Below are 22,049 nucleotides of genomic sequence, written 5' to 3'. Positions count from 1 at the left end.
TGATAAGGCGCTGAGCGATACAGGAATTTATTGAATTGCATATGCAAGAGTTGCAAATGCAATAATGGCGAAAGCCACTCTATCCCTTTACAATTGCAATTGCAACTCACCGCTTTTGACGAGAAAACTGACATGACAGATAAACAACCCGACCTGTGGTTCTCCTTCGTGCGCGCGCACCGGGCAATCATCAAAAAGATAGAAACGCAATTGTCGGAGGCGGGGCTGCCGGCGTACGCCTGGTATGACGTGTTATGGGGATTGGAAAGCGGGGAAAACGGCACGCGCCGCATGCATGAACTGGCGGACGTGTTGGTGATTGAGCGTTATAACCTGACCCGCCTGATGGATCGCCTGGAAAAAGAGCGGCTGGTCACGCGTTTCCGTTCGGATGACGACCGTCGGGCCTCCTTCGCCACCATCACCGAGGAAGGTAAGGCCCTGCGGAAAAAAATGTGGGAGATCTACCGCGCGGTGGTCAAAACCCACTTTCTCAATCAGTTCAGCGAAGAAGAGATCGCACGCTTCTCCGACGCGTTGGACAACGCGATGCAGCTGGCCAGAGCGTGATCAGGCATCGGGCGTGATGTGCAGAACGCGCAGCGCATCGGCGATCAGCGTCGAGGGAATTTTCTGCTCGTCGGCCAGCAGTTTGAGGGCGCATAGCGCAATCCATTCCGCCTGCGGATAGTGAATTTCGCCCCGGGTGCGAGAATCCGAACCCACCGCGGCAAAGCGTGCGGGAATGAACCGCTTGAGCTGGTTGGCAATCAGGTGCGAGTAGTCGGTAACGGCGACGACGGGGGCATTCCCGGCGCCCAGACACGTTTTCAGATGGCATTCGCCGCCGCTGTCCTGGCGCTGCATGTCGGCGAGTTCAGCATCCTGCGCCAACCGCGTGTAGCTGGGGCAGCTCCAGATTTCGGCCGCGATGCCCCAATTTTTCAACACCTCAGCCGCCTGCTGAACGCGGGCGAGCGTTCTGCCTGCGCCGCACAGGCGAACCTGCAACGGCGAGTCCGCCGCCGCCGCGACACGATACATCCCCTTGAACGCCTGCTCTGCGACAAACGGCTCACCGGAAGCGGGGGCATCATTGTCTGCGTTGGTCGCGAGATACACCATCTTTCTCGTTCCCTCCAGATAGAGCGCGTGCAGGGCGTGATGGAGTATCGCGCCGGTTTCCCGGGCATTGGCCGGATCGAAAGGCAGCCAGTCCGGCATGGCGGTGAGCTGGAGCGGGAACCAGGCCTGCACGCCTTTCGGCAAGTCGGTACTGCCGGTATCCGCATCGCTGATGAAAATCCCCTTGCGATTGGTTTCCGGCTCAAGCCCGCGGAGCATGTCCACCGAAGGGGTGTTGACGACGTAAAACAACGGTTTCTCATAACGTTCTGATTGATGGCCAAACCAGAGCGGCCAGGCGGTGGCGTAGCGGGAGCTCGGCGGTTCGGCGCGCCTTCTGCCGTCGATGAGCCAGATGTTGCCACTGGCGTTTAGTTCGCTCAAGGCTTCCGCCGTCCAGGCGGTGGAAGAGGGAAGCGCCGCGCCGGCGTTCTGGCTGACGGAGGCCATCTTGCGGATACAGGCTTCGGCCAGGGTTCTGGTCCTGGCGGAGGCGGCAGGCATTGTTATACGTTGAGGCGACATGCGGAGCATTCCCTTTAAGTTGCAAGTGCGATGATTGTAATTGCAATTCATGGCGTGTGCCAATGACTTCTGAACAGGTCGCAGCCATCCAGGCGTGACCCGCGGCGATATATTCAGGTTATGCAGACGCGATCCTATTTGTTTCACCGACCAGACAGCCGCCATCCGTTGTCCTTATTTCTGCGGTTTTTTATAAATGACGGGCAGCTAAAAACGGTTTGCCGATAGGGATAATGCGCGTGTCAATCCGCGTTAAACGAGAATATCGGCATCTTAAAAATAAAACGAAATAAGGATGAAAGCATATGCCTGGATTTAATTATGGTGGTAAAGGAGATGGGACTAACTGGAGTTCTGAACGCGGTACGGGCCCTGAGCCGGGGGGCGGCGATAAAGGCCATTCCGGCGATCGCGATCGCGGCGGCGCCGGCGTTGGCAACAGCCCGGAACAGCAACAGATAGCGGCGATCCAAAACGATCCGGCGCTGCGCATGAAGCTGGAGGCGGTGATTAAGGCGGCGCGCAGAATTAACCCGGATGCGAAATTGCATATTGAAAGCGTCAGCCCATCCGGCACGCTGAGCCTTTCCGCCACCGGTTTGACGGCCGATCAGGCGAAGCACATTGGCCTGGGGGGGCTGGTGATGGGGGTCAACGCCAAGGGGGTGACAGTGGCGATCGGGGATATCGAAACCGGCCATGCGCGCAAGCCCTCACCCCCTGGCAAAGGCGGCAACAATGGCCTGAATGCCGGGCAGATCGGCGCCTCTTCGTTAGGCAGTTTCGTGACAGACTCGCATCGCGATCGGCCCGTCAGCGGCTGGCATGGCAACGGCAAAACCGGCGAATTCTCGACGACCCGCACGACCGGGAGTTACTACGGTTTTCATCATTTGAAGGTGGAAAAGCAAGACGGAGTGGCGACCTACAACCTCTACTATAAGGCCAATAAGAACCGGCCCGCGTTTATCGCCGTGGTGAGAGGGGATAACCTGAATGCCATGGAGGTGAAATATGCCAACGGCAAGCCGGTAAAATCACCCGGCTCGGTAAAAACGATCGTTAAGGAATTCGTCGAATATCAAAATGCGGAATTAAAAGCCATCAAGGATGGCGTCAGCCTGGCCGCAGGTATCAATAAAGATATCGCGGAAAAGATCGGCGCGAAATACGCCAAACTCGCCAAGGATTTGGAGGCGGGAATTCAAGGAAAATATATCCGCAACGTGCAAGATGCGGAGAAAACCTACGAGCAATTGACGAAGGGCCTGAACAAAAAGCTCAAGGCGCAGGACAAAGCGGCGATTGTCGCCTGGCTGAAAATGATCGATGCGGAACAGTATGCCCGCAATGCGCGGGTATTGGGCAAGGTCTTCACCGGGGTGGACTGGGCGAGCAAGGGCGCGGATCTGGTAAACGCCGCGATTGAAGGTTTCTCAACCGGCAACTGGAAAGCGTTCCGCAACCAGCTCGAAGCGCTCGGGTTGTCGATCGGCGCAGGATATACGCTTTCCGCTATCGCCGCGTTTTTCGCGCCGACGCTGGTGTCGTCGACGGTGGGCATTTTCGCCTTCGCTTACCTGTTTGGCTGGGCCACCAGTTATATCGATGCGGAACGTGCGGGGGAGCTGGAGAAGTGGGTCGCTGACCTGTAACGGCATGAGGGGGCTGGCCCCCTCATTTTATCCCTCACACCCTCTACCTCTTTCACACCACCGGCGCCACCGTCAGCAGCAGATTGGCGAAGCGGCGCCGTTCGCCGGAGGCGATCACCAGCAGCGTCCGATCCGATTTGACCGCGGCGTAAAACGCCTCGCGCGGCAGGTGCTCGATCGGGCAATGTTCTGGCAGCAGTTGCCGGTATTCGGCTTCGATAGTGTTGGTGAAGTCCGGCGGGCAGGCCATCAGCGCCGCGCTTTCCACGTTGATGCAGGCCAGCAGTTTTTCCAGGATTGGCGGGGCGGCGAGCGTGCCGGGCGCCAGGTTCAGATAGACCACGGTGGCGTCTTTCGGCGCGTGCGTCACGCAGGCGTAATTGCCGTCGGCGATCAGCACCTGGGTTTTATGCCCGCATTGCGCCAGCGCGGCGAGCAGCGGCGGGTGAGTGATGGCGGATTTGATCATAAAGCGATTCCTGAATAGGGGGCGGCTGTGCCGCCCGCAGCTGAACTACATGCGGAAGATGCCGCCGTTGATGTCGAGAGTGGCGCCGGAGATGAAGCCGTCGTATTCCGCCGCCAGGAAGGCGATGGCGCGGGCCACGTCGTCCGGCGTGCCTGCGCGGCCCAGCGGGATGCTGCGAACGGTTTCCTCCGCCGATGCCTGGGTGGTATGGCGATTATGAAAGCGGGTGCCGAGGATCAGGCCGGGCGCCACCGCGTTCACCCGGATGCCGTGCTCGCCCAGCTCCGCCGCCAGCGAGCGCGTCCAGGTGAGCACCGCGCCCTTGGTGGCGGAATAGACCAGCGAGCCGGCGTGCCCGCCGGCGCGGCCGGCCAGCGAGGCCAGGTTGATGATGCTGGCGCCGTTCGGCGCCGCCTTCAGGTGCGGCAGCGCGCTCTGGGTCACGTTCAGCATGGTGGTCATGTTTACGTCGATCACGGTTTGCCAGAAGGCGCGATCGATCTCGCCCAGCCATTTGCGCCCGACGATGCCGCCGACGTTATTGATCAGAATATCGATGCCGCCGAGAAACTCGGCGCCGGCCGAGACGCAGCGCAGCGTTTCGTCGGTGTCGATGAGATCGGCGTAGCCGTAGGCGGCCTTTTGTCCGAGTGAATGGGCCAGTGCCACCAGCGCCTTGGGGCCGCTTTCGTCGCTGTGGTAGTGAAAATAGATGTCGCACCCGGCCTTGATCAGCCGCTCTGCGGTGGCGCGGCCGATGCCCTGTTCCGCCCCGGTGATAAAGACCTTTTTGCCCGCAAGATTGCCCATGATTGACTCCTTATTGGTTCGTTAAGAATTGATGACGCCTTCACGCTGTTTGGCGCAGTAGAAAATGCAGATCAAACCGGTCGCCAGCAGGCACGAGGCCAGGAAAAACAGCCCCGGCGCGCTGCTGCCGGTCAGATCGTTCAGCACGCCCACCGCATAGGGGGCGACAAAACCGCCGATATTGCCGATGCAGCTCACCACCGCCAGCCCGGCGGCCGCGGCCGCGCCGGTGGAGATATTGGCGGGCATGGATAAGAACGGCGGCACGGCGGTGTAGATGCCGATGGCGGCAATGCACAGGAATGACAGCGCGACGAGCGGGTCGTATTTAAAAAATGTCACCGCGCCCATCAGGCCGATGGCGGCGATCACCATGCTGAGGCCGGCGAACACGCCGAGCTTTTTGGTTTTGCTGGCCCACAGGCTCCACGGATACACCAGCAGCGCGGCCAGGCCGTAGGGAATGAGCGCCAGCAGGCTGACGCGAAAGATATCGCTGCCGGAAATGGCGCTGATGATCGACGGCAGCCAGGTGCCGAAGCCGTAAATGCCGCATACCATGCCGAAGTTGAGCAGCGCGTAGAGCAGGTACTTTCTGTTTTTAATGCCCTTGAGGAAGTCGCCCAGCGTGATTTTTGAGCCGGATTTGGAGCGGCCGGCGTTGCTCATCAGCCAGGCTTTTTCCTCCACGTTCAGATAACCGACGTCCTTGGGCGAGTTCTTGATCAGGAAGGGGATCAGCAGGCCGATGACGATCGGCGGCAGCCCTTCGAGGATGAACAGCAGCTGCCAGGGGGCGAAGCCGAACCAGTCATGCTGAATATTGAGAATAAAGCCGGAAATCGGCGAGCCGACCGCGTTGGACAGCGGCTGGACGATGATGAACATGCCGAGAATTTTGGTGCGGTATTTTTCCGGGAAGAAGACCGTGAAATAATACACCACCGAGGGAAAGAAACCGGCTTCGCACACGCCCAGCATAAAACGGCAAATATACAGCTCCAGCGGCGTGCGCACAAAACCGAGCAGGGTTGCGAAGATGCCCCAGGAAATTAATATTCTGGCGAACCAGATGCGCGGGCCGAATTTAATGGTGCCGGCGTTGCTGGGTATTTCAAACAGGAAATAGCCGATAAAGAAAATTCCGGAAGCGAAGCCGAAAGCCGAGGCGGTCAATCCCAGATTATCTTCCAACGCTTTGGCGGCGTAGGCCATATTGTTGCGGTCGAGAAAGGCCAGGAAATACAACAAGATCATGAGGGGGACAATATGCAGCGTCAATTTCCTGATGGCACTGCGTTCAATATCCTTTGGCATTGTTTTTTTCATCATGGTTTTTCCCATGTGGTTAATCGGAATAATAGCGGCCCGGCCCAAAGTCATGAGCGGCGTGCTGAATAACGACGTTGCGTGCATAAAGCGTCGCGCCGTTTATTTATTGCGACGACGCTGTTTTTTCTGATTTTGGCTGCGGCGAGCCGGACGATGCTATCTGCGCATCGCCTGGGTAAGCCGTTTTTACCGTATTAACCGGCGGTTTTGACGGAACGCCGGCTGATGACCGTCGGCGGGAAGAGAAACTCGCCGGGCGGTTGTGAATCATTGTTGATGCGGCCGATCAGGCGTTCGACCATCAGCTGCGCCATCTCGGCCAGCGGCGGGCCGATCGACGTCAACCCCGGTTCGGCCAGGCCGGCAAGCGCGATATTGTCGATGCCGACCACCGAAATCTCTGCTGGCACCTGGACGCCGGCGGCGCGCAGCCCCACCATCAGCCCGATGCCCAGCGCATCGTTAATCGCCACGATGCCGTCCGGGCGCGGCGTCAGCGCGAGGATGCGGGATGCCAGCGTCAGCCCCAATTCGAACATCTCCGTGTCGCCGTAGGCGCTGGTGGCTTTGCCTTCGATCACCCGTTGGCGTTCGCTCAAGTTGTGCCCCAGCGCACTCAGAAAACCGTCGATCTTGTGGCTGCGCCCCACGGTCAGCGCCGCTTCGGTGGCGAACACGATATGTCGGCAGCCGCGTTCGAGCAGGTGCTGCGCGGCCAGACGCCCGGCGGCGAGATTGTCCATCGACACGCTGTCGAACAACCGGCTGTCGGCGGCCATCGGCTCGGCGAACGGGCTGTCATAGCTGACGATCTTCATGCCCCGCTCGGCCGCCCGGACAAAATGGGTCTGGCGGATGTCGCTCGCCGCCACGATGATGCCGCGCACGCCATGCAGAAACATATCGTCGATAAACGCGGCTTCCTCCTGTTCCTGCCTGTAGGCGTTGCCGAGCAAGACGCGGTAGCGGTGAGCGCGCGCCGCGCTGTCGACGGCGTGCGCCAGCGCCGAAAAACTCGGGTTAACGATCGACGGCAGCAGCAGGCCGATGATCTTCGCCTGTGGCGCGAGGTTCACTGCGGTGCGCGCCGGACGATAGTCCAGGGTGTCCATCGCCTGTTCGATGCGCTGACGGGTCTGTGCACTCATCTGGTGGCTGCGATTATTCAGCAGGTTCGACACGCTGCTGATGGACACGCCGGCCAACCGCGCGACATCACGAATATTTGCCATTTGCCGATCCCTTGCTGCCTGCCGTTAGCCTGCAATCTATAAGGGAAGGCGGGCGCAGGCAAGCCGCAACCGGGGCGAAACCCGCACGGGATCGCGCATTTGTGAGAGTCGTCAGGCGCAGGGCTGGTTGTTTACTAAACAGCAAAGGGCGGCGGCCATGGGGTGACGCGGATGAGTGAGATCTGCGAAGCATCTCTCGTTTATCGCCCTTCGGGGCGGCGGGTTCTGTACTATTGTTTTCTCTTTGCGGCACGTTCCAGGCCGATGGGGCGCTGGGCGCAACGGAGATCACAGATGAACAAACGGGAATTAGAAAGCGCGATTGTCACCGATTTTTCCAAACGCATGAGCTATGGCGACTACCTGTGCCTGGACCAACTGCTGGACTGCCAGCACCCGCTCTCCAACCCGGCGCATCATGACGAAATGCTGTTCGTGATACAGCACCAAACCTCCGAACTGTGGATGAAACTGATGCTGCACGAGCTACAGGCGGCGCTGCGGCTGGTGCAGCAGGACAAACTCAGCCACTGTTTCAAAATTCTCGCGCGCGTCAAACAGATCCAGCGGCTGCTGTTCGAACAGTGGGCGGTGCTGGAAACGCTGACGCCGTCGGAATACGTCGAGTTTCGCGATGTGTTGGGCAGTTCGTCGGGCTTCCAGTCGCATCAATACCGGTCGATCGAGTTTCTGCTCGGCAACAAGAACGCCGCCATGCTGGCGGTGTTCAGCAGCGATGCGGAAAAACACGCGGCGCTGAAGGCGATCCTCGAAGCGCCGAGCCTGTACGACGAATACTTGCTGTACCTGGCGCGCCACGGTTTGCCGATCCCGCAGGAGTGCCTCAAGCGCGACTGGACGCAGCCCTATCAGCGCAACCCGGATCTGCTGCCGGCGTTCAAAGTGATCTACGACAACCCGCAGACCTATTGGGAAGCGTATGAAATGGCGGAGAAGCTGGTGGATATCGAAGAGAGTTTCCATCTGTGGCGCTTCCGCCATATGAAAACGGTGGAGCGGATCATCGGCTTTAAGTCGGGCACCGGCGGTTCCAGCGGCGTCAGCTTCCTGAAAAAGGCGTTGGACCTGACCTTTTTCCCCGAACTGCTGGACGTGCGTACCGAAATCGGCGCCTGAGATAAAGAGAGAGGATAAGGGCGATGAGCGTGAGGATTATCGATAAGGCGGCGGAGAAGGTGGTGGGGGTAAGAGTGGTGGGGCCGTATCCGCAGACCATCCCGCAGAGTTCGCAGCAACTGCTGGCATGGCGGCAGCGTCACGACGTGCCGTTCGGCAAATGGCTGGTGTTGTATTGGGACGATCCGGCGGAAGTGGCGTCGGAAAAGCTGCGCGCCGACGTGGTGATGAGCGTGGCGGACGATTTCGCGCTGCCGACGGGCAGCGCGGGTATGACCGTGCAGACGCTGCCCGCTGGGCAGTACGCGGTTTACCGCGTACGCATCAGCGATGGCGATTTCGAACGGGTATGGGGCGAGTTTTACCAGAAGCTGCTGCCGGCCAGCGGCTATCAGCCGGTTGAGGGAGTGAGCTATGAACACTATCTCAACGACTGCGAGGCCGACGGCTATTTTGACCTCGAGATTTACCAGACGGTGAAGAAGTGGTGAAGGGGAAATGATAAAGAAGGCTGAATCGATAGGGGATATCGATTCAGCCTGTGATTGTCATTCCTGTTCGGTTTAGGAGCGGTGACAAGAGGAGGGAGTGTCACTCGCACTGACGTATAGGCCGTTTGATATCTATACAGTGTAGGTAGATAGGCCAAGTCTCACTTTAGCGCCTTGGAATCAAGTGCCTTGGAATCACTCGGTGGCGGTTGTGGTGGCTATTTCCCCCAAGTTCCTTTTTGATTCATTAATATCTTACCGTTCTTTATAACTGTCAGTGTGTTATCAATTTTACTGAGCATGTAGGTCGTCGATGCATTTTTAAACTCATAACTGATTATTGGGCATGGGGCTGTATTGCAATCAGCACGTGTCACTTTTCCCTGCAAAGTTACAGCAGCACCATCTTTTTTACGCTCTCCATAATAAGTAGCATCATTACAGTTTCCTTTACTGATGCAAACAGTCATGAGCTTGATAGAGAATGACTGTGTGTCAAAGTATTCTTCCTCAGTCCTCACCTTATTTCTTTTGCTGTCTGAGGAAAAATGCATGTCTTTGAAGCGTGCAGCCCAATGCAGAATATCATTATTAATAGGGGAATCTTTATCAGATGATTTGTAATTTATGATATCAGAATCAGGTACAACCCAGGCGGCATAAATTTTCCCATCGGGATTGATGACCAGAGCAGAGGCATTTTCCAGATAAAGATCTTTTAGCCACCCTTCAACAAATAACCCACCACCTGGGGTTGAATGAGGTTCACCGAACACATCAAAGTTGTTGATGTACTTTTCATAGTCTTGACCCAGTATGCTTTTAAGATTGTCAGTGACCGCTTTATCGTTGACCAGCCCGCTTACTGTGTTGGTTTTGTTATATTGTAACAGGTCTATCGCTGATGTGGATTCAATGGAGCAAAGCAAAGAAGCAGCAAACAATGTAGGTAATAAGATTTTTTTGAACATAAATCACTCGTTTGATAATTTTAAAAATTCTTCTGCTTCCCGGGCATACCGCTTTTGAAGGCCATTACCATAACGTGCCCACCAGTTGTACTGTTTACCACCCTGCGTCGTGATGGTATCTCCATATATTGCTCTATCGTATTCTACCCGAGCTTTAAGTAAATTATCCTGAAAGCTTTCCGCCGACATACTTTCAATTTTGGCTATTGCCTCCGACGTTAAGGTATCAGCCTTAACTATTCGTCCGGACTCCATGGAGTTCAGGATCGCTTGTGCGCCAGATGAGCCACGCATATGTGCCAATGAAGTTATTGCCCCTTGTTTTCCTGGATCAGAAAAGTTCAGTGCACCTGCAGACTTCGCTGATGCGCTCATTGCTTTGGATACTTCCTCAAACTCTTCAGCGCTGCCTTGGCCGTATTGGTTACGAGCAGCAAGGATTTTGTCATAAGCATTGCCATTTCCTTTTCTGAATCCGTATAACTCACGGCGCCCACCTTGTTCTCCAGCACTCCCTTCAGAGGCCATGACCGATTCAACAACCCGATTATCAATTCTGCCGGGTTTTGTTGTCGATTGAGCATTTTGCGTGATAGATGCCGGCGCCGCTGCCGCCGCCCGAGGGGCGGCGTTAACCGGCTTTCCCGGCGTACCACTCGCCTCCTCGTTCGGGAACAGCTGATCGACGGCGCTCTGGATTGCCGCCTGATGGCCACCGCCCGGTGCGGCGGTGCGCGCGGCGCCGCCAGGCTGGTTGAGATCCAGCTGGCCGCCGGTGTTGATCGCGCCATCCTCTTTTACCGTGATATTGAAACTGGTGCCGGTGATGTTGATTTGGCCGTCCGCCAGCAGTTCGATCACGCTTTCGCCGCATTCGAGCCGCAGCGATTCGCCGGAGCCGAGGGTAAAGGCATTGACCACGGCGTCGCTGCGTGTTTTGCCGGTCAGCGCGGAGGATTCACCTTTGACGCCGGTCGCCTGATTGAGCACCACCCGTTTGATCTGGTTACCGCCCACCAGATGCGTGTGATCGTTAGCGATGGTGTGGCTTTCATCGTTTTTCACCTGGGTGTCCATGTTGCGCTCCGCCTGGATCCACACCTGTTCGGCGCCGGCCTTGTCTTCGAAACGCAGGGCGTTGGCGTTGTCGGCGGTGCCGTCCTTGGTGCGGCTCATAAAGCCCATCTGGGTGGCGGCGGCCGGCAGCGCCCACGGCGGCATGCTGGCTTCGTTATAGACGCGCCCGGTGACGATCGGCCGATCCGGATCGCCGTTGATAAAGTCCACCACCACTTCGTCGTTCACGCGCGGGATCTGCACGCCGCCGTAGCCTTGGCCGGCCCAGGCGCTGGAGACGCGCACCCAGCAGGAGCTGCCGTCGTCTTTCGGCCCGAAGCGATCCCAGTGGAACTTCACCTTGATACGGCCGTATTTGTCGGTCCAAATCGATTCGCCGGCCGGGCCGACCACCCGGGCGGTCTGCGGTCCGTGGGTTTTCGGCCAGATAGCCTGCTGCGGCGGGTGCCAGGGCACGTCCGCCGGCAGGACGATGAAGTCGATGCGGTGTTCGCTGCTCTGATCGTCGCCGCTGGCGTAGCGATTCTCTTTCAGATGGTAGCTGGCCTGCAGCGTCAGATATTCGCGATTGTCGTCGGCATGCGGGGCGTTATACAGCGTGAAGGTACTGCCGGGGGCGATGCCCATGGCGGTGGCGGTGCCTCGGATCTGCTGATGTTCGGCCTGCCAGGCTTCCTGGCGCACGCGGGCGTAGAACTCCCCCTGCTGATGCTCGGTGTAGCGGCCCGGCCAGTCGTAGACGTCAATCTGCCCCGGCGTCGGCGAGACCGGGTTTTGCCGCGCCTGGAACAGCCAGGCGTTCGGCTTGCGGAAATCGTAGTCGTCCAGGCTGTAGATGCCCGGCGTGACGCGATCGGACAACGTCCACTGGCTGATGCCTTCCTCGCTGGTGCTGCCGCCGGACGGCGTCAGGTGATAGGGGATCATCTCGTAGCCGGGATAGGGCTGGTGGTGGTGGGGCGCATCCCCGAGCACCAGCGTGTGTTTGCCCATCTCATGTTTGAAATAGTAATAGATGCCCTCCAACTCCATCAGGCGGCTGATGAAGTTGAAGCTGCTTTCGTTGTACTGCACGCAGTAGCCCCACAGGCGATAGTCGCCGGTCAGCTGATCTTCCAGCTGCACGTTGTGCTCCGCCAACAGGGTCTTGACGATCTGCGGCACCGTCTGTTCCTGGAAGATGCGGAAGTTGCGATCCTTGGTCATCGGCCACAGATCCGGCTGCACGTGCAGGCTATACACCGCGTAGCGGGTGCCGCCGATCTCTTCGCTGCTGACGGCGATGGCGGTGATCTTGCCGTTCAGGTAGCGCGGGGCGCTGAGAAAGCCCTGAGTCGGGATCTCCAGCGTCAGCGGTTGGCCGAGCAGCGCTTTGCGATCGAGCCGCGCGTCGGTGCTCAGCAGTTCAATAGAGAAGTCGAAAGGGGTGGAAAGCGCTTCGATGCCGTCCAGTGAGCGGAACAGCAGCTGCTCCTGGCCCAGCGGCGTGTGCGCAATAATGCGATCCAACATGAGAACGTCCTCTGTGATTGACGTCATGCCCTGCATACTCCGGCGTTGCAGCGGCCTTGCCGCGCGGCCAATGAGGGGGCAGTTGCTCGTCAGTCTCATGAAATAGGGGAAACCCCGCCGAGGCGGAGTTTCAGAACGGGATTAGCCGGCAGTGGCCGGGTTGACCAGCCAGGTGCCGGCGGTGTCGATGCTGAGCTGCTGGCGGCGGAGCCGATCGTTGTGACGGATCTCCAGCTGATAGCGGCCCGGCGCCAGGTTCAGGCTGGCGAAGCCGTTTTCGCCCGGCGTCACCTGCTGCGGCTTGCCGTCGAGGCTGACCTGCTCACCCGGTTGCAGTTTGAAGTACACCAACGCCACCGGTTGCGCCGGCGGCGCCGCTTTTTCAGGTTCCGCCGCCGCAGGCTGCGCGGTTTGCGGCGCGCTCGGCTGCTGCGTCAGGGTTTTCTGCGCCGGTGACGCCTCGCTGTTTTGAGCGACGGCCTGGGCATCGTCCTTGCCGCCGCTCAGCCAGGCGATCGCGCCGATCACCAGCAGCGCGGCGACGCCGGCGCCGGCCATCATCGGGCGCGAGAATTGGGTGCCGCGCGCGGTAACGGTGCCGGCTGCGGCCGCAGCGGCGGCCGGGTTGGCGGCGACCAGCAAGTTCTCCGGCGCGGCGGCCGGGGTGCTGATGATTTCGTTTTCATCGGCGATCGGCAGATGCAACAGCTCGGCCATTTCGTCGATGGTCTGCGGGCGGTCTTCCGGCTTCAGCGCCAGCGCGCGATCGACGGTGCGCAGCAGCTCCGGCGAGTAGCCGGCGGGGCGGCGCTCGGTCAGCGGCTGGTAGCTGTCTTCGATGCTGCGCACCACGCTGACCGGCGGCGGCGAACCGACGATCAGCGTGTGCAGCACGGCGCCGAGCGCGTAGATATCGGTCCACGGCCCTTGTTCGCCGTCGCTGTTCTCGGTGTACTGCTCGATCGGCGCGAAGCCCGGTTTGAGCATGATCTCCGTTTCGTCCGACAGGTTGCCGATCTCTTTGCGCGCCGACCCGAAGTCCAGCAGCACCGGCAGCTGGCTCTCCTGGATCTGGATGTTATCCAGCGAAATGTCGCGGTGCAGATAGCCTTCCTGATGGATGGTGTTGATGGCGCTGAACAGCGGCGGCAGCAGCCGACGGATCCACGCCTCGTCGATCTTCTCCGGCTGCTGCGCCTGCAGGTTTTTCAGCGTGGTGCCGCTGTAAAACTGGGTGCCCATATAGGCGGTGCCGTTCTCTTCCCAGAAGCGCAACACGTGCAGCAGACCGGGATGCGAGAAGCGCGCCAGCAGACGCGCCTCCTGAATAAAGCTGTTCAGCCCGGCCTGGAAAGTTTTGCCGAAGCGTTCGCCGCGCAGCCCGATGCTGAGATCGTCGTTGCGTTTCGCCAGCGAGGTTGGCATGTACTCCTTGATGGCGATGGTGCGTTCCAGTTGGTGATCGTAGGCGCGGTAGACGATGCCGAAGCCGCCTTCGCCGATCGCTTCCTGGATCTCGAATTCATTGAATCGATAGCCGCTCGGCAGGCTGTTCGAATTCGGTTTGGTTATCCCGGTTCCCGACATAGTGATGACTCTCTGTGTTCAAAGGGCCGCCGTCTCGGCGGCCGCGGCGTTATGCCTGAAATTGACAAATGAATTCGTTGTTCTGCAGCGCGATATGCAGCTGGCGATAGCGCTGGTCGTTGGCGCTGCCGGTCAGCAGGGTGTGGCTGATCTGCGGCAGCAGGGTGTTGGTCAGGATAGCGTCGACCATGCGGCCGCCGGACTCCACCTCGGTGCAGCGGCTGACGATCTGCTCGATGACCGCGTCGTCGAAGGTGCAGACGATGTCGTGATTCTCCGCCAGGCGACGCTGAATGCGGCCCAATTGCAGGCGCACGATGTTGCCCAGCGTGGCGTCGGTCAGCGGGTAATACGGCACCACCAGCAGGCGGCCGAGCAAGGCGGCCGGGAACACCGACAGCAGCGGTTGGCGCAGCGCGCCGCTCAGCGCCTCCGGCTCCGGCAGCAGCTCCGGATCGCTGCACAACCCGGCGATCAGATCGGTGCCGACGTTGGAGGTCAGGATGATGATGGTGTTGCGGAAATCGATATGACGGCCTTCGCCGTCCTCCATCCAGCCCTTGTCGAACACCTGGAAGAAGATTTCATGTACGTCCGGGTGCGCCTTTTCGATCTCGTCCAACAGCACCACGCTGTAAGGACGGCGGCGAACCGCCTCGGTCAACACGCCGCCCTCGCCGTAGCCGACATAGCCGGGCGGCGCGCCTTTCAGCGTCGAAACGGTGTGCGACTCCTGGAATTCGCTCATGTTGATGGTGATGACGTTCTGCTCGCCGCCGTACAGGGTTTCCGCCAGCGCCAGCGCGGTTTCGGTTTTGCCGACGCCGGAGGGCCCGGCCAGCAGGAATACCCCGACCGGTTTGTTCGGATCGTCCAGCCGCGCTCGTGAGGTGCGCACCCGGCGGGCGATCAGATCCAGCGCATGGCGTTGGCCGATGACGCGCTGATTCAGGGTGTCGGAGAGCTGCAGCACCGCTTCAATCTCGTTTTTCACCATGCGGCCCAGCGGGATGCCGGTCCAGTCGGCCACCACCGCCGCCACGATGTTGGCGTCGACGGCTGCGAAGATCAGCGGCGCTTCGCCCTGCAGCGCGCTCAGCTGCTGCTGCAGTTCGCCCAATTGGGCGCGCAGCGCGTCGGCATCAGGGCGCGTTTGCGTCTCTTCGTCGGTGCTCGCCTCTTCTTGGGCGTGCAGTTGGGCGCGCAGCGTGATGATCTGCTGGATCAGCGCCAGCTCCTGCTGCCAACGCTCGGTCAACTGTTCGAGTTCCTGGCGCAGCGCGGTCAATTGGGCTTCAATCTCCTGCGGGCGCAGAGGATCGCCGATGCCGACCTTGGCCTCGCGGCGGGCGATATCCAACTCTATCTGCAGCGCATCGATGCGGTGGCGGCAGTCTTCGACCTGGGCGGGCTCGGCATGTTGGCTGACCGCCACGCGCGCGCAGGCGGTATCCAGCAGCGCCACCGCCTTGTCCGGCAACTGGCGGGCCGGAATATAGCGATGGGACAGCCGCACCGCGGCGTCCACCGCTTCATCCAGCAGCAGCACGCGGTGGTGTTGCTCCAGCGGGCTGACGGTGCTGCGCAGCATCAGCAGCGCTTTGTCTTCGCTCGGTTCGTGCACCTGCACCACCTGGAAACGTCGGGTGAGCGCCGGGTCTTTCTCGATGTATTTCTTGTATTCCGACCAGGTGGTGGCGCCGATGGTGCGCAGTTGGCCGCGTGCCAATGCCGGTTTCAGCAGGTTGGCGGCGTCGCCAGTGCCCTGGGCGCCGCCGGCGCCGATCAGGGTGTGAATTTCGTCGATAAACAGGATGATCGGCGTCGGGCTGGATTGCACTTCGTCGATCACCGCCTGCAGCCGTTTTTCAAACTCGCCCTTGACGCCGGCGCCGGCCTGCAGCATGCCGATGTCCAGCAGGCACAGCTTCACGTCGCGCAGCTGCGGCGGCACGTCGCCGGCCACGATGCGCAGCGCCAGGCCTTCCACCACGGCGGTTTTGCCGACGCCGGCCTCGCCGGTCAGCAGCGGGTTGTTCTGGCGGCGGCGCATCAGAATATCGACGATTTGCCGGATCTCTTCATCGCGGCCGGCCACCGGGTCGATCTCGCCGTTGCGCGCTCTGGCGGTCAGATCCTGGGCATACTGCGCCAGCACGCTTTCACCGCTGCGCGCCGCGCCGGGCAGGGGCTCGGCGCCGCTTTGCGCCGCCGCATCCTGGGCGTTTTCCGCCGAGTGAGCGGTAATGGCGGCGAACTGTTCCATCAGCAGATCGGCGTTGATGCGCTCGAACTGCGGGGAAATGGCCTTCAGCAGGTGGCGCAGGCTGTAGGTTTTCAGAATGCCGAGCAGCAGGTGGCCGCCGCGGATGCGCGCCGCGCCGAACTTCAATGAGCCATAGACCCAGGCGCGTTCTACCGCGCTGTCGATGTGCTCGGACAGATCGGAGATGGCGCTGGCGCCGCGCGGCAGGCGATCGAGCGCCTCGACGATGTCGCGCGCCAGCTGCGCCTCGTCCAGCGCGAAGTGGCGAACGATCTGCTGCAGATCGCCGTCCGGCGATTGCATCAGCTGATGCAGCCAGTGCGCCAATTCGACGTAGGGGTTACCGCGCAGCTTGCAAAACGCCGTCGCACTTTCCAGAGAGGTGAATAACAGGCTATCCAGTTTGCCGAATAATACCGAGCGGCTGATTTCAGACATGGTTTTCCTCAGGTCTCAGAGTGGCCTAGCGCCGCAGGGCGCCGGCCGAAATAGGGTCAGAACGGGTTTTCCAGCGGTTCAGGGCTGAAGATCAGATCGTCGAGATCGCGCTGTCGCCGATGGTCGGCCAGCCAACTGCTCAGGCCCAATCGCTGCACGCCGCCGAGCTGGATGCCGTGCGCCTGTTCCTTCGCCAGGATCAGGCGCACTTCCCAGACGAACTCGATGCCCAGGTATTGGCGCACCCAGTCGCGCAGTTGCCGGCACAGATCGGCGCCGGGCAGAAAGCGGTCATAGTCCTGCTGCGGCATCGGCCCCAGTTCGATGCGGAACTTGTGCTGGATATCCCGCACCGCGATGCCGAGAAAGGCCGACTCGCCGAGCCGCGGCGCGCCGCGTCCGGCCTTGAGCCGCGCCTGCTCGCGCGGCTCCACCCGCAGCCAGTGCGGCACGTTTTCGACGATGCGCACCGGCACCTTGAAATACTGCTGCAAAATTTTGCTCAGGCCTTCCGGATCGCGGCTGTGGCGAATCAGATGACCGGCCATAAAATGTTTAGCGTGGGCGTTGATGCTGTCGCGCTCTTGCTGCGCCGGCTGGCCGATGCCGATCAGGCTCGACAGGTACTCGTCGAAGCGCCGGTTGTCCGGGCGATCCAGCGACACCGTCGGCTGCGCGTCGGCCCAGGCGCGGTAAAACAGCAGCGTCAGCCGGTGATGGAACAGATTGGTGAACGCCAGCAGGGTGGTGTCCTGATGGTGGTACACCCGTTCGCGCACGTATTCGGTCAGGTGCAGCGGCAGCGGTCCGTTGGGGCCGAACAGGCCGAAGCTGAAGATCGATACGTCGTGCAGCGGGCTGTTGGCGCGCGGCGTCACCTGCGCCAGCGTGGAGGGCGCGAACGACAGCGAAGGTTCCTGGCCCAGGCGCAGCATCTCGTGGCGCGGCAGCGGCGCGCGCCCCAGCAGGTAGGGCTGGCCGCCCTGGGCGTCGATGCGCCGCAGCAGTTGAAACAGATCGTGCTTGTAAGGCGCGCTGCGCAGCCGCGGCCAGAAGTCGTCCGGCAGGCGATACAGCGCGTTGATCTGCGGCGGTGCCAGTTCGGTAGCGATCATCTCCGCGTTCATATCAGCGTCCTTTTGCCCATGCGCGCCTGCCAGTGGGCGATCTCGCCGCGCTGCTGGCTGGAGAGCGTCATCTCGGTGAAGGTGTTCATCGCCACCAGGCGCGAGAACAGGCGCTCCAGCACGCTGCCGAGCAGGTAAGGACTGTTGCCGGAGAACGCCTGCTCATCGACCGTCAGATCGATGGCGATGCCGCGCGCGAACACGATGGGGCCGGGTTCAGGCACTCGCCGATAGACCGGCCGCAAGTTGCAGTGGCGCACGCCCTGGATCTGTTTGGCGATCGCCGGCTCGCTCAGGTTGCCGTACAGCCCCAGCAGCTGGCGCAGGCTGGCGGCGCCCTGTTCCGGATCGCCGTCCATCATGCTGAGGTAATTCAGCTGCAGCTGACTGATCAACCGCCAGGTGATCATCCCTTCGGCCAGCGCCGGACGCGGCGGCGTAGGGCCTTTGCGCAGCGAGACCTGCTTGATCGGGATTGAATCGGGCATCACGAAATTGCCCTGATCCTGCTGCAACAGCATCAACGGCAGGTCGCGGCTGGTGCACAGCACGTCGGCGGTGAGGTATTTCAGATCGCTGTGCCACGGCGACTGCCGTTCGTCCACCAGCGATACGAACACTTCCGAACCGGCATAGCCGGTGCGGGTGCCGTAGCGGCGGGCGTGCTCCGACAGCGTGCGCTGTTCGCGCCGCAGCGAGAAGTAGGCGCCATAGTTGCCATCGTCCGCGCTCAGGGTGCTGTAAAACGGCCGAAACTCTTGCTCGTAGCGTTTTTCGCTGGCGCTGCCGCCGAGCCGCTGCACCGAAAACACTTCGTAATCCAGCGGCCGGATATTGTCGACCACCAGATGGTATTCGTGGTTCTTTTCGTTGATCGCGATGCGTTCGGCCACTTTCGGAAACAGGTTGATCACCGGCGTGCAGTGCAGCGCCAAATGGGCAACGTCGACCACCCGTTCCAGCGCGGCGTCGTGCCTATCGAGCAGCACCACGATTTCGAACTGGCGCAGCGCCTTTTTCCCTTCGCGCACGCTTTGCAACAGCGGGCGCAGGCCGTTGACGCTGAAGAACTGGAAGCGCGCCGGGAAGGCGAAATATTCTTGCAGCAGCCGGTAGCCTTCGAAGTTGCGCAGATCGTTGGGCAGCAGCGCCTGATCGGCGGCAAAGCCTTCCTGTCGCAGCCCATCCAACGCCAGCGCCCGCCGCTGCGGCTGAGCCTCCACCGTTTGGCAGACAAGCCCGACGCTGTGCTGCATCAGCAACTCCAGCAGCTGCTGCGCCTGCATGTCCGGCCCGGCCAGGTAAAACATCAATTGGTCCAGCTGCAGGTTGTTGAGCGTCACGCTTTCGTAGCACTCGAGCCGAATGCGCAGCGCGCTGACGCAGCCGCTGTGCTGCAGCCCCAGCGAGGCCAGCGGAATATCGGCCGGAATGCCGCCCAGCTCGACGCCGGCGATGCGCACCGGCTGCAGCGTGACGTCATGCGCCGTGGTGTAACTGCAGGTGATGCCGCTTTTCTTCAGCGTCTGGCTGTCCATCATGGTGCCGCGCGGCACCACGAAGCCGTTGCTGATATCGCCTTTACTGCTGTCCGGCTGCAGCTCGGCGATCGCCATCGACGGCGTCGGCGACAGGTAGTTGGGGTAGATGATCTCCAGCAAGCGCTGAGAAAAGCGCGGGAACTCGGCGTCCATTTTCAGCTGCACGCGCGAGGTGAGGAAGGCGAAGCCCTCCATCAGACGCTCGATATAAGGGTCCGCCACGTCGATGCCGCGCATGCCGAGACGGCCCGCGACCTTCGGGTACTGTTCGGCGAACTCGGCGCCCATCTCACGCAGATAGGCCAGCTCGCGGTTGTAATAATCTAACAGTTTACTGTCCATCGCCTTACCCTATGTCTTTCAGATCGAAGTGGCCGTTTTCCAGATCCACGTCGGTACGGAACAGAAACTCCAGCGGATAGGGCACGCACCACAGGCGGCCCTTGATTTCGATCGACAGCACGTTGTGCAGATCCAGCGAGCCGGTGTCCGAAATGCAGCGCACCTGCAACCCGTCGGGCAGAATGCGCGGCTCGAAATGGAGGATGGAATCGGTCAGCGCGCGCTGAATGTCCAGCCATTCGATGTCCGACATGCGCTTGCCCGCCAGCGAGGCGATGCCGTAATTCAGGGTGGAACGCCGCACCTGCGGAAAATCGCCGAGATCCAGATTGGATTCGCTGTTGACGCAGTTGAACAGCCACTGCAAATCGCGCAATACCCGGCGGCGCAGCTCGCTGTGCGACACCAGGTTGCGCACCTGCGCCTCCTGCTTTTTCTGCGGTTCGTCGTCGGTCAGCATATCGAGCAGCACCGGCTGCATTTTGTCGCGTGAAGTCAGGCGTTCGCTGTCCTGACGAGAGCGATAGCCCTGGCGGCGCAGATCGCCGCCGTCATAGTGGGGGGGGCGCTTGTCGTTCATGGTCAGGCGCTCGCGTCGAAGCTCAACTGCCGCAGGCTGTGCAGCGGGAATTCGTCGCTTTCGCTGAGCCAGGTCTTCAGGCCCAGCCCCGCATAGTGGGCGCCGTCGCCCAGCGGTTGCCATTCGGTGCGTTTGCCGAGCAGCAGCGCGTCGTCGCTGCCTTCGGGCAGCGGGTAACGGGCGGGCAGTTGGCATACCTGTTCGCGGCCATCGGTCAGGCGCACCAGCGCATGGCTCCACACCAGATCGATGGCGCTCTGTGGCGCCTGGAACTGGATCGCGGCGATGTCGGCAAACGGCACCCAGTAGTAAACGCCGTTGAGCGCCAGCTCGCACACCGGCCCGAGGCGGCCGTCACCGTCGGTCAGCCAGTCGAAACTCAGCTGCCGCTCTTGGTCGCCTTCGGCCAACATTAACCGCCCGGCGCCGGCCGGGGCGGCCTCCAGCGCCTCATCGCGCAGCGTCTGGGCCTGCTCGGCCGCCCCTTGCGCATCCTGATGCAGCGCCTGCACCATCAGTTTCAGCCAGGGATGCGCCTGCCGCAGCAGCGTCGGCGCGGCCGTGCCGGCGAATACCGCCTGGCGTTGCAGCTCGGCGTTGACCGACTGCATCAGCAGCAAGGTGGTTGGTTGGGCGATCGGTTTCAGCGCCTGCCAGGATTTCAACTGCGCGTTGGCGCGCGTCCAGTTGCCGCTCAGACACAGCAGTTGCACCAGCGCGGCGCGCAGGTCGGCATCCGCCGGTTTTGCCTTGATATCGTTCTCGACGGCGGTGATGGCCGCGGCGATCGACTGGCCTTGCAGCATGCTTGCTAATGATTTCACAGGCTTTCCTTATAATCAGTGAGTGGCGCCGTTAACCGACAGGTAGCTGCCGCTGGCGGGATCGACCCGGTCTGCGGCCAACTGTTCCACCAGCTTGAAGGTCAGCGGGGCGGCGGCGCTCAGCAGCGGCTGCCAGGCGGTTTGCGCCTGCTGCACGCGCTGTGTGATCTTGGTCTCGTCGGCGGCGTCGACACGCGGCATTTCAACGATCGCTTCACCGTTGAACGCCCAGGCGTGCAACTGCGGTTCGAAGGTCAGCAGCAGGAAGCTGCCCGGCGCCTGCGGGTTGCCGCCCAAAATGAGCCGTTGGGCGTTGGCGCTGACGACGGTCAGCGCGCGATCGCCGCCGTTAATCTTCGCCAGCGGGTAACCTTGCAGGAACCACAGCGTCGGCGAGAGGGTTTGCCCGCCGTGTTGCAGCGTGACCGCGCCGCTGCCTTGCAGCCAGCCGTCCTCGCCGCAGCGCAGCGCGTCGCCGGCGGGAATGAACAGCGCGCCGCCGGTGGCTTCGTCACCCCAGAAGGTGCGGAAGTGGCAGCCCTGCGGCAGGCTGAAACGCTGTGGCGGCGCGGTGTCCGCCTGCGCAGAGGTGACGGCCACTGCCGCAGGAATGGTCGGCGGCGGCGGGGTTTGCGGCTGCTCGGCGGTCTCTTGTTTGACCACCGGTTTCCAGCCGCGCGCTTTGGCGGCTTCGCCGGTCGCCAGCTTCTCACCGCGCTTGTCGGTCAGCGTCCAGGGCAGATGACCGGCTTTTGGGCACTGCTTTTCCAGCAGACTGCCGACGCGGGGCAGAAAGTCGTTCAACACGGCCGGATCTTTGCCTTGCGCCGAGACGATGCGCAGCGGGATGCTTTTGCCGCACCAGCTTTCCGGATTGCTGTTCTTGACGTCATCAATAAACACTTCCAGCTTCTGGCTGGGGGAGTAAACCAGGCGATAGTTCATCGCCTGCGCGGTCGGTACCGCCATCAGGGCGACGAGCCCCGGCATCCAGTATTTCATAGTGAA

At 61.0% G+C, this 22,049-nt stretch carries 18 protein-coding genes; 4 read left to right on the top strand and 14 right to left on the bottom strand.

Going from position 1 to position 22,049, the window contains the following annotated elements; genetic code table 11:
- The first annotated feature begins 132 nt into the window (after positions 1-132).
- Complete coding sequence (locus ACUTQY_RS02785; protein WP_033643576.1) at positions 133-570, top strand: MarR family winged helix-turn-helix transcriptional regulator; 438 nt, start codon at positions 133-135, stop codon at positions 568-570.
- Here ACUTQY_RS02785 and ACUTQY_RS02780 read toward each other — a convergent pair whose 3' ends face one another.
- On the bottom strand, positions 571-1,650 hold the full coding sequence (locus ACUTQY_RS02780) for a transketolase-like TK C-terminal-containing protein (RefSeq protein ID WP_033643574.1): 1,080 nt from the start codon (positions 1,648-1,650) through the stop codon (positions 571-573).
- 305 nt (positions 1,651-1,955) lie between these two features.
- Between ACUTQY_RS02780 and ACUTQY_RS02775 the strand changes: the two genes are divergently transcribed.
- Positions 1,956-3,305 carry a colicin-like pore-forming protein gene (locus ACUTQY_RS02775; protein WP_046687357.1) on the top strand — a complete coding sequence of 450 codons (1,350 nt, stop codon included), beginning with the start codon at positions 1,956-1,958 and terminating at the stop codon, positions 3,303-3,305.
- A gap of 52 nt (positions 3,306-3,357) precedes the next feature.
- Here ACUTQY_RS02775 and ACUTQY_RS02770 read toward each other — a convergent pair whose 3' ends face one another.
- From ACUTQY_RS02770 to ACUTQY_RS02755, 4 genes are all read right to left on the bottom strand, one after another.
- Positions 3,358-3,774 carry an RbsD/FucU domain-containing protein gene (locus ACUTQY_RS02770; protein WP_033643572.1) on the bottom strand — a complete coding sequence of 139 codons (417 nt, stop codon included), beginning with the start codon at positions 3,772-3,774 and terminating at the stop codon, positions 3,358-3,360.
- A 45-nt stretch (positions 3,775-3,819) separates the two neighbouring features.
- Complete coding sequence (locus tag ACUTQY_RS02765) at positions 3,820-4,584, bottom strand: SDR family NAD(P)-dependent oxidoreductase (RefSeq protein ID WP_046687356.1); 765 nt, start codon at positions 4,582-4,584, stop codon at positions 3,820-3,822.
- A gap of 21 nt (positions 4,585-4,605) precedes the next feature.
- Positions 4,606-5,841, bottom strand: coding sequence for an MFS transporter (locus ACUTQY_RS02760; protein WP_232093723.1), 1,236 nt, complete (start codon positions 5,839-5,841; stop codon positions 4,606-4,608).
- 269 nt (positions 5,842-6,110) lie between these two features.
- Complete coding sequence (locus ACUTQY_RS02755) at positions 6,111-7,148, bottom strand: LacI family DNA-binding transcriptional regulator (RefSeq protein ID WP_046687355.1); 1,038 nt, start codon at positions 7,146-7,148, stop codon at positions 6,111-6,113.
- A 294-nt stretch (positions 7,149-7,442) separates the two neighbouring features.
- Here ACUTQY_RS02755 and kynA point away from each other — a divergent pair, with 294 nt between their 5' ends.
- Positions 7,443-8,285: a tryptophan 2,3-dioxygenase gene (kynA, locus tag ACUTQY_RS02750; protein ID WP_046687354.1), complete on the top strand. Its 843-nt coding sequence runs from the start codon at positions 7,443-7,445 to the stop codon at positions 8,283-8,285.
- A 23-nt stretch (positions 8,286-8,308) separates the two neighbouring features.
- Positions 8,309-8,776, top strand: a complete 468-nt coding sequence (gene sbmC / locus ACUTQY_RS02745; protein ID WP_046687353.1) for a DNA gyrase inhibitor SbmC — start codon at positions 8,309-8,311, stop codon at positions 8,774-8,776.
- A 218-nt stretch (positions 8,777-8,994) separates the two neighbouring features.
- Here sbmC and ACUTQY_RS02740 read toward each other — a convergent pair whose 3' ends face one another.
- The 9 genes from ACUTQY_RS02740 to ACUTQY_RS02700 form a co-directional block, all read right to left on the bottom strand.
- Entirely contained in the window at positions 8,995-9,747 is a 753-nt protein-coding gene (locus tag ACUTQY_RS02740; RefSeq protein WP_033643567.1) for a hypothetical protein, read from the bottom strand.
- A gap of 3 nt (positions 9,748-9,750) precedes the next feature.
- Positions 9,751-12,336 carry a type VI secretion system Vgr family protein gene (locus tag ACUTQY_RS02735; protein WP_128868514.1) on the bottom strand — a complete coding sequence of 862 codons (2,586 nt, stop codon included), beginning with the start codon at positions 12,334-12,336 and terminating at the stop codon, positions 9,751-9,753.
- A 141-nt stretch (positions 12,337-12,477) separates the two neighbouring features.
- A complete protein-coding gene (locus ACUTQY_RS02730; RefSeq protein WP_033643565.1) occupies positions 12,478-13,923 on the bottom strand; it encodes a serine/threonine protein kinase in 1,446 nt (481 codons plus the stop codon).
- A 49-nt stretch (positions 13,924-13,972) separates the two neighbouring features.
- Positions 13,973-16,627, bottom strand: a complete 2,655-nt coding sequence (gene tssH / locus ACUTQY_RS02725; RefSeq protein ID WP_033643564.1) for a type VI secretion system ATPase TssH — start codon at positions 16,625-16,627, stop codon at positions 13,973-13,975.
- A gap of 56 nt (positions 16,628-16,683) precedes the next feature.
- Positions 16,684-17,754: a type VI secretion system baseplate subunit TssG gene (tssG, locus tag ACUTQY_RS02720; RefSeq protein WP_046687351.1), complete on the bottom strand. Its 1,071-nt coding sequence runs from the start codon at positions 17,752-17,754 to the stop codon at positions 16,684-16,686.
- The gene (tssF, locus tag ACUTQY_RS02715; RefSeq protein ID WP_033643563.1) at positions 17,751-19,637 is read right to left on the bottom strand and encodes a type VI secretion system baseplate subunit TssF; all 1,887 of its coding nucleotides are present in this window, start codon (positions 19,635-19,637) and stop codon (positions 17,751-17,753) included. The genes tssG and tssF overlap by 4 nt, the downstream gene beginning before the upstream one ends.
- Positions 19,638-19,641: 4 nt before the next feature.
- Positions 19,642-20,217, bottom strand: coding sequence for a type VI secretion system baseplate subunit TssE (locus ACUTQY_RS02710; RefSeq protein WP_033650842.1), 576 nt, complete (start codon positions 20,215-20,217; stop codon positions 19,642-19,644).
- A 2-nt stretch (positions 20,218-20,219) separates the two neighbouring features.
- Complete coding sequence (locus tag ACUTQY_RS02705) at positions 20,220-21,041, bottom strand: type VI secretion system accessory protein TagJ (protein WP_033643561.1); 822 nt, start codon at positions 21,039-21,041, stop codon at positions 20,220-20,222.
- A 15-nt stretch (positions 21,042-21,056) separates the two neighbouring features.
- Complete coding sequence (locus ACUTQY_RS02700; RefSeq protein ID WP_046687350.1) at positions 21,057-22,043, bottom strand: hypothetical protein; 987 nt, start codon at positions 22,041-22,043, stop codon at positions 21,057-21,059.
- Between the last annotated feature and the right edge of the window lie 6 nt (positions 22,044-22,049).

It is taken from the genome of Serratia sp. TSA_130.1, assembly GCF_052691795.1.
The sequence above is the reverse complement of the archived record's forward strand: the minus strand, read 5'-3'. Positions and strand labels throughout refer to the sequence as shown.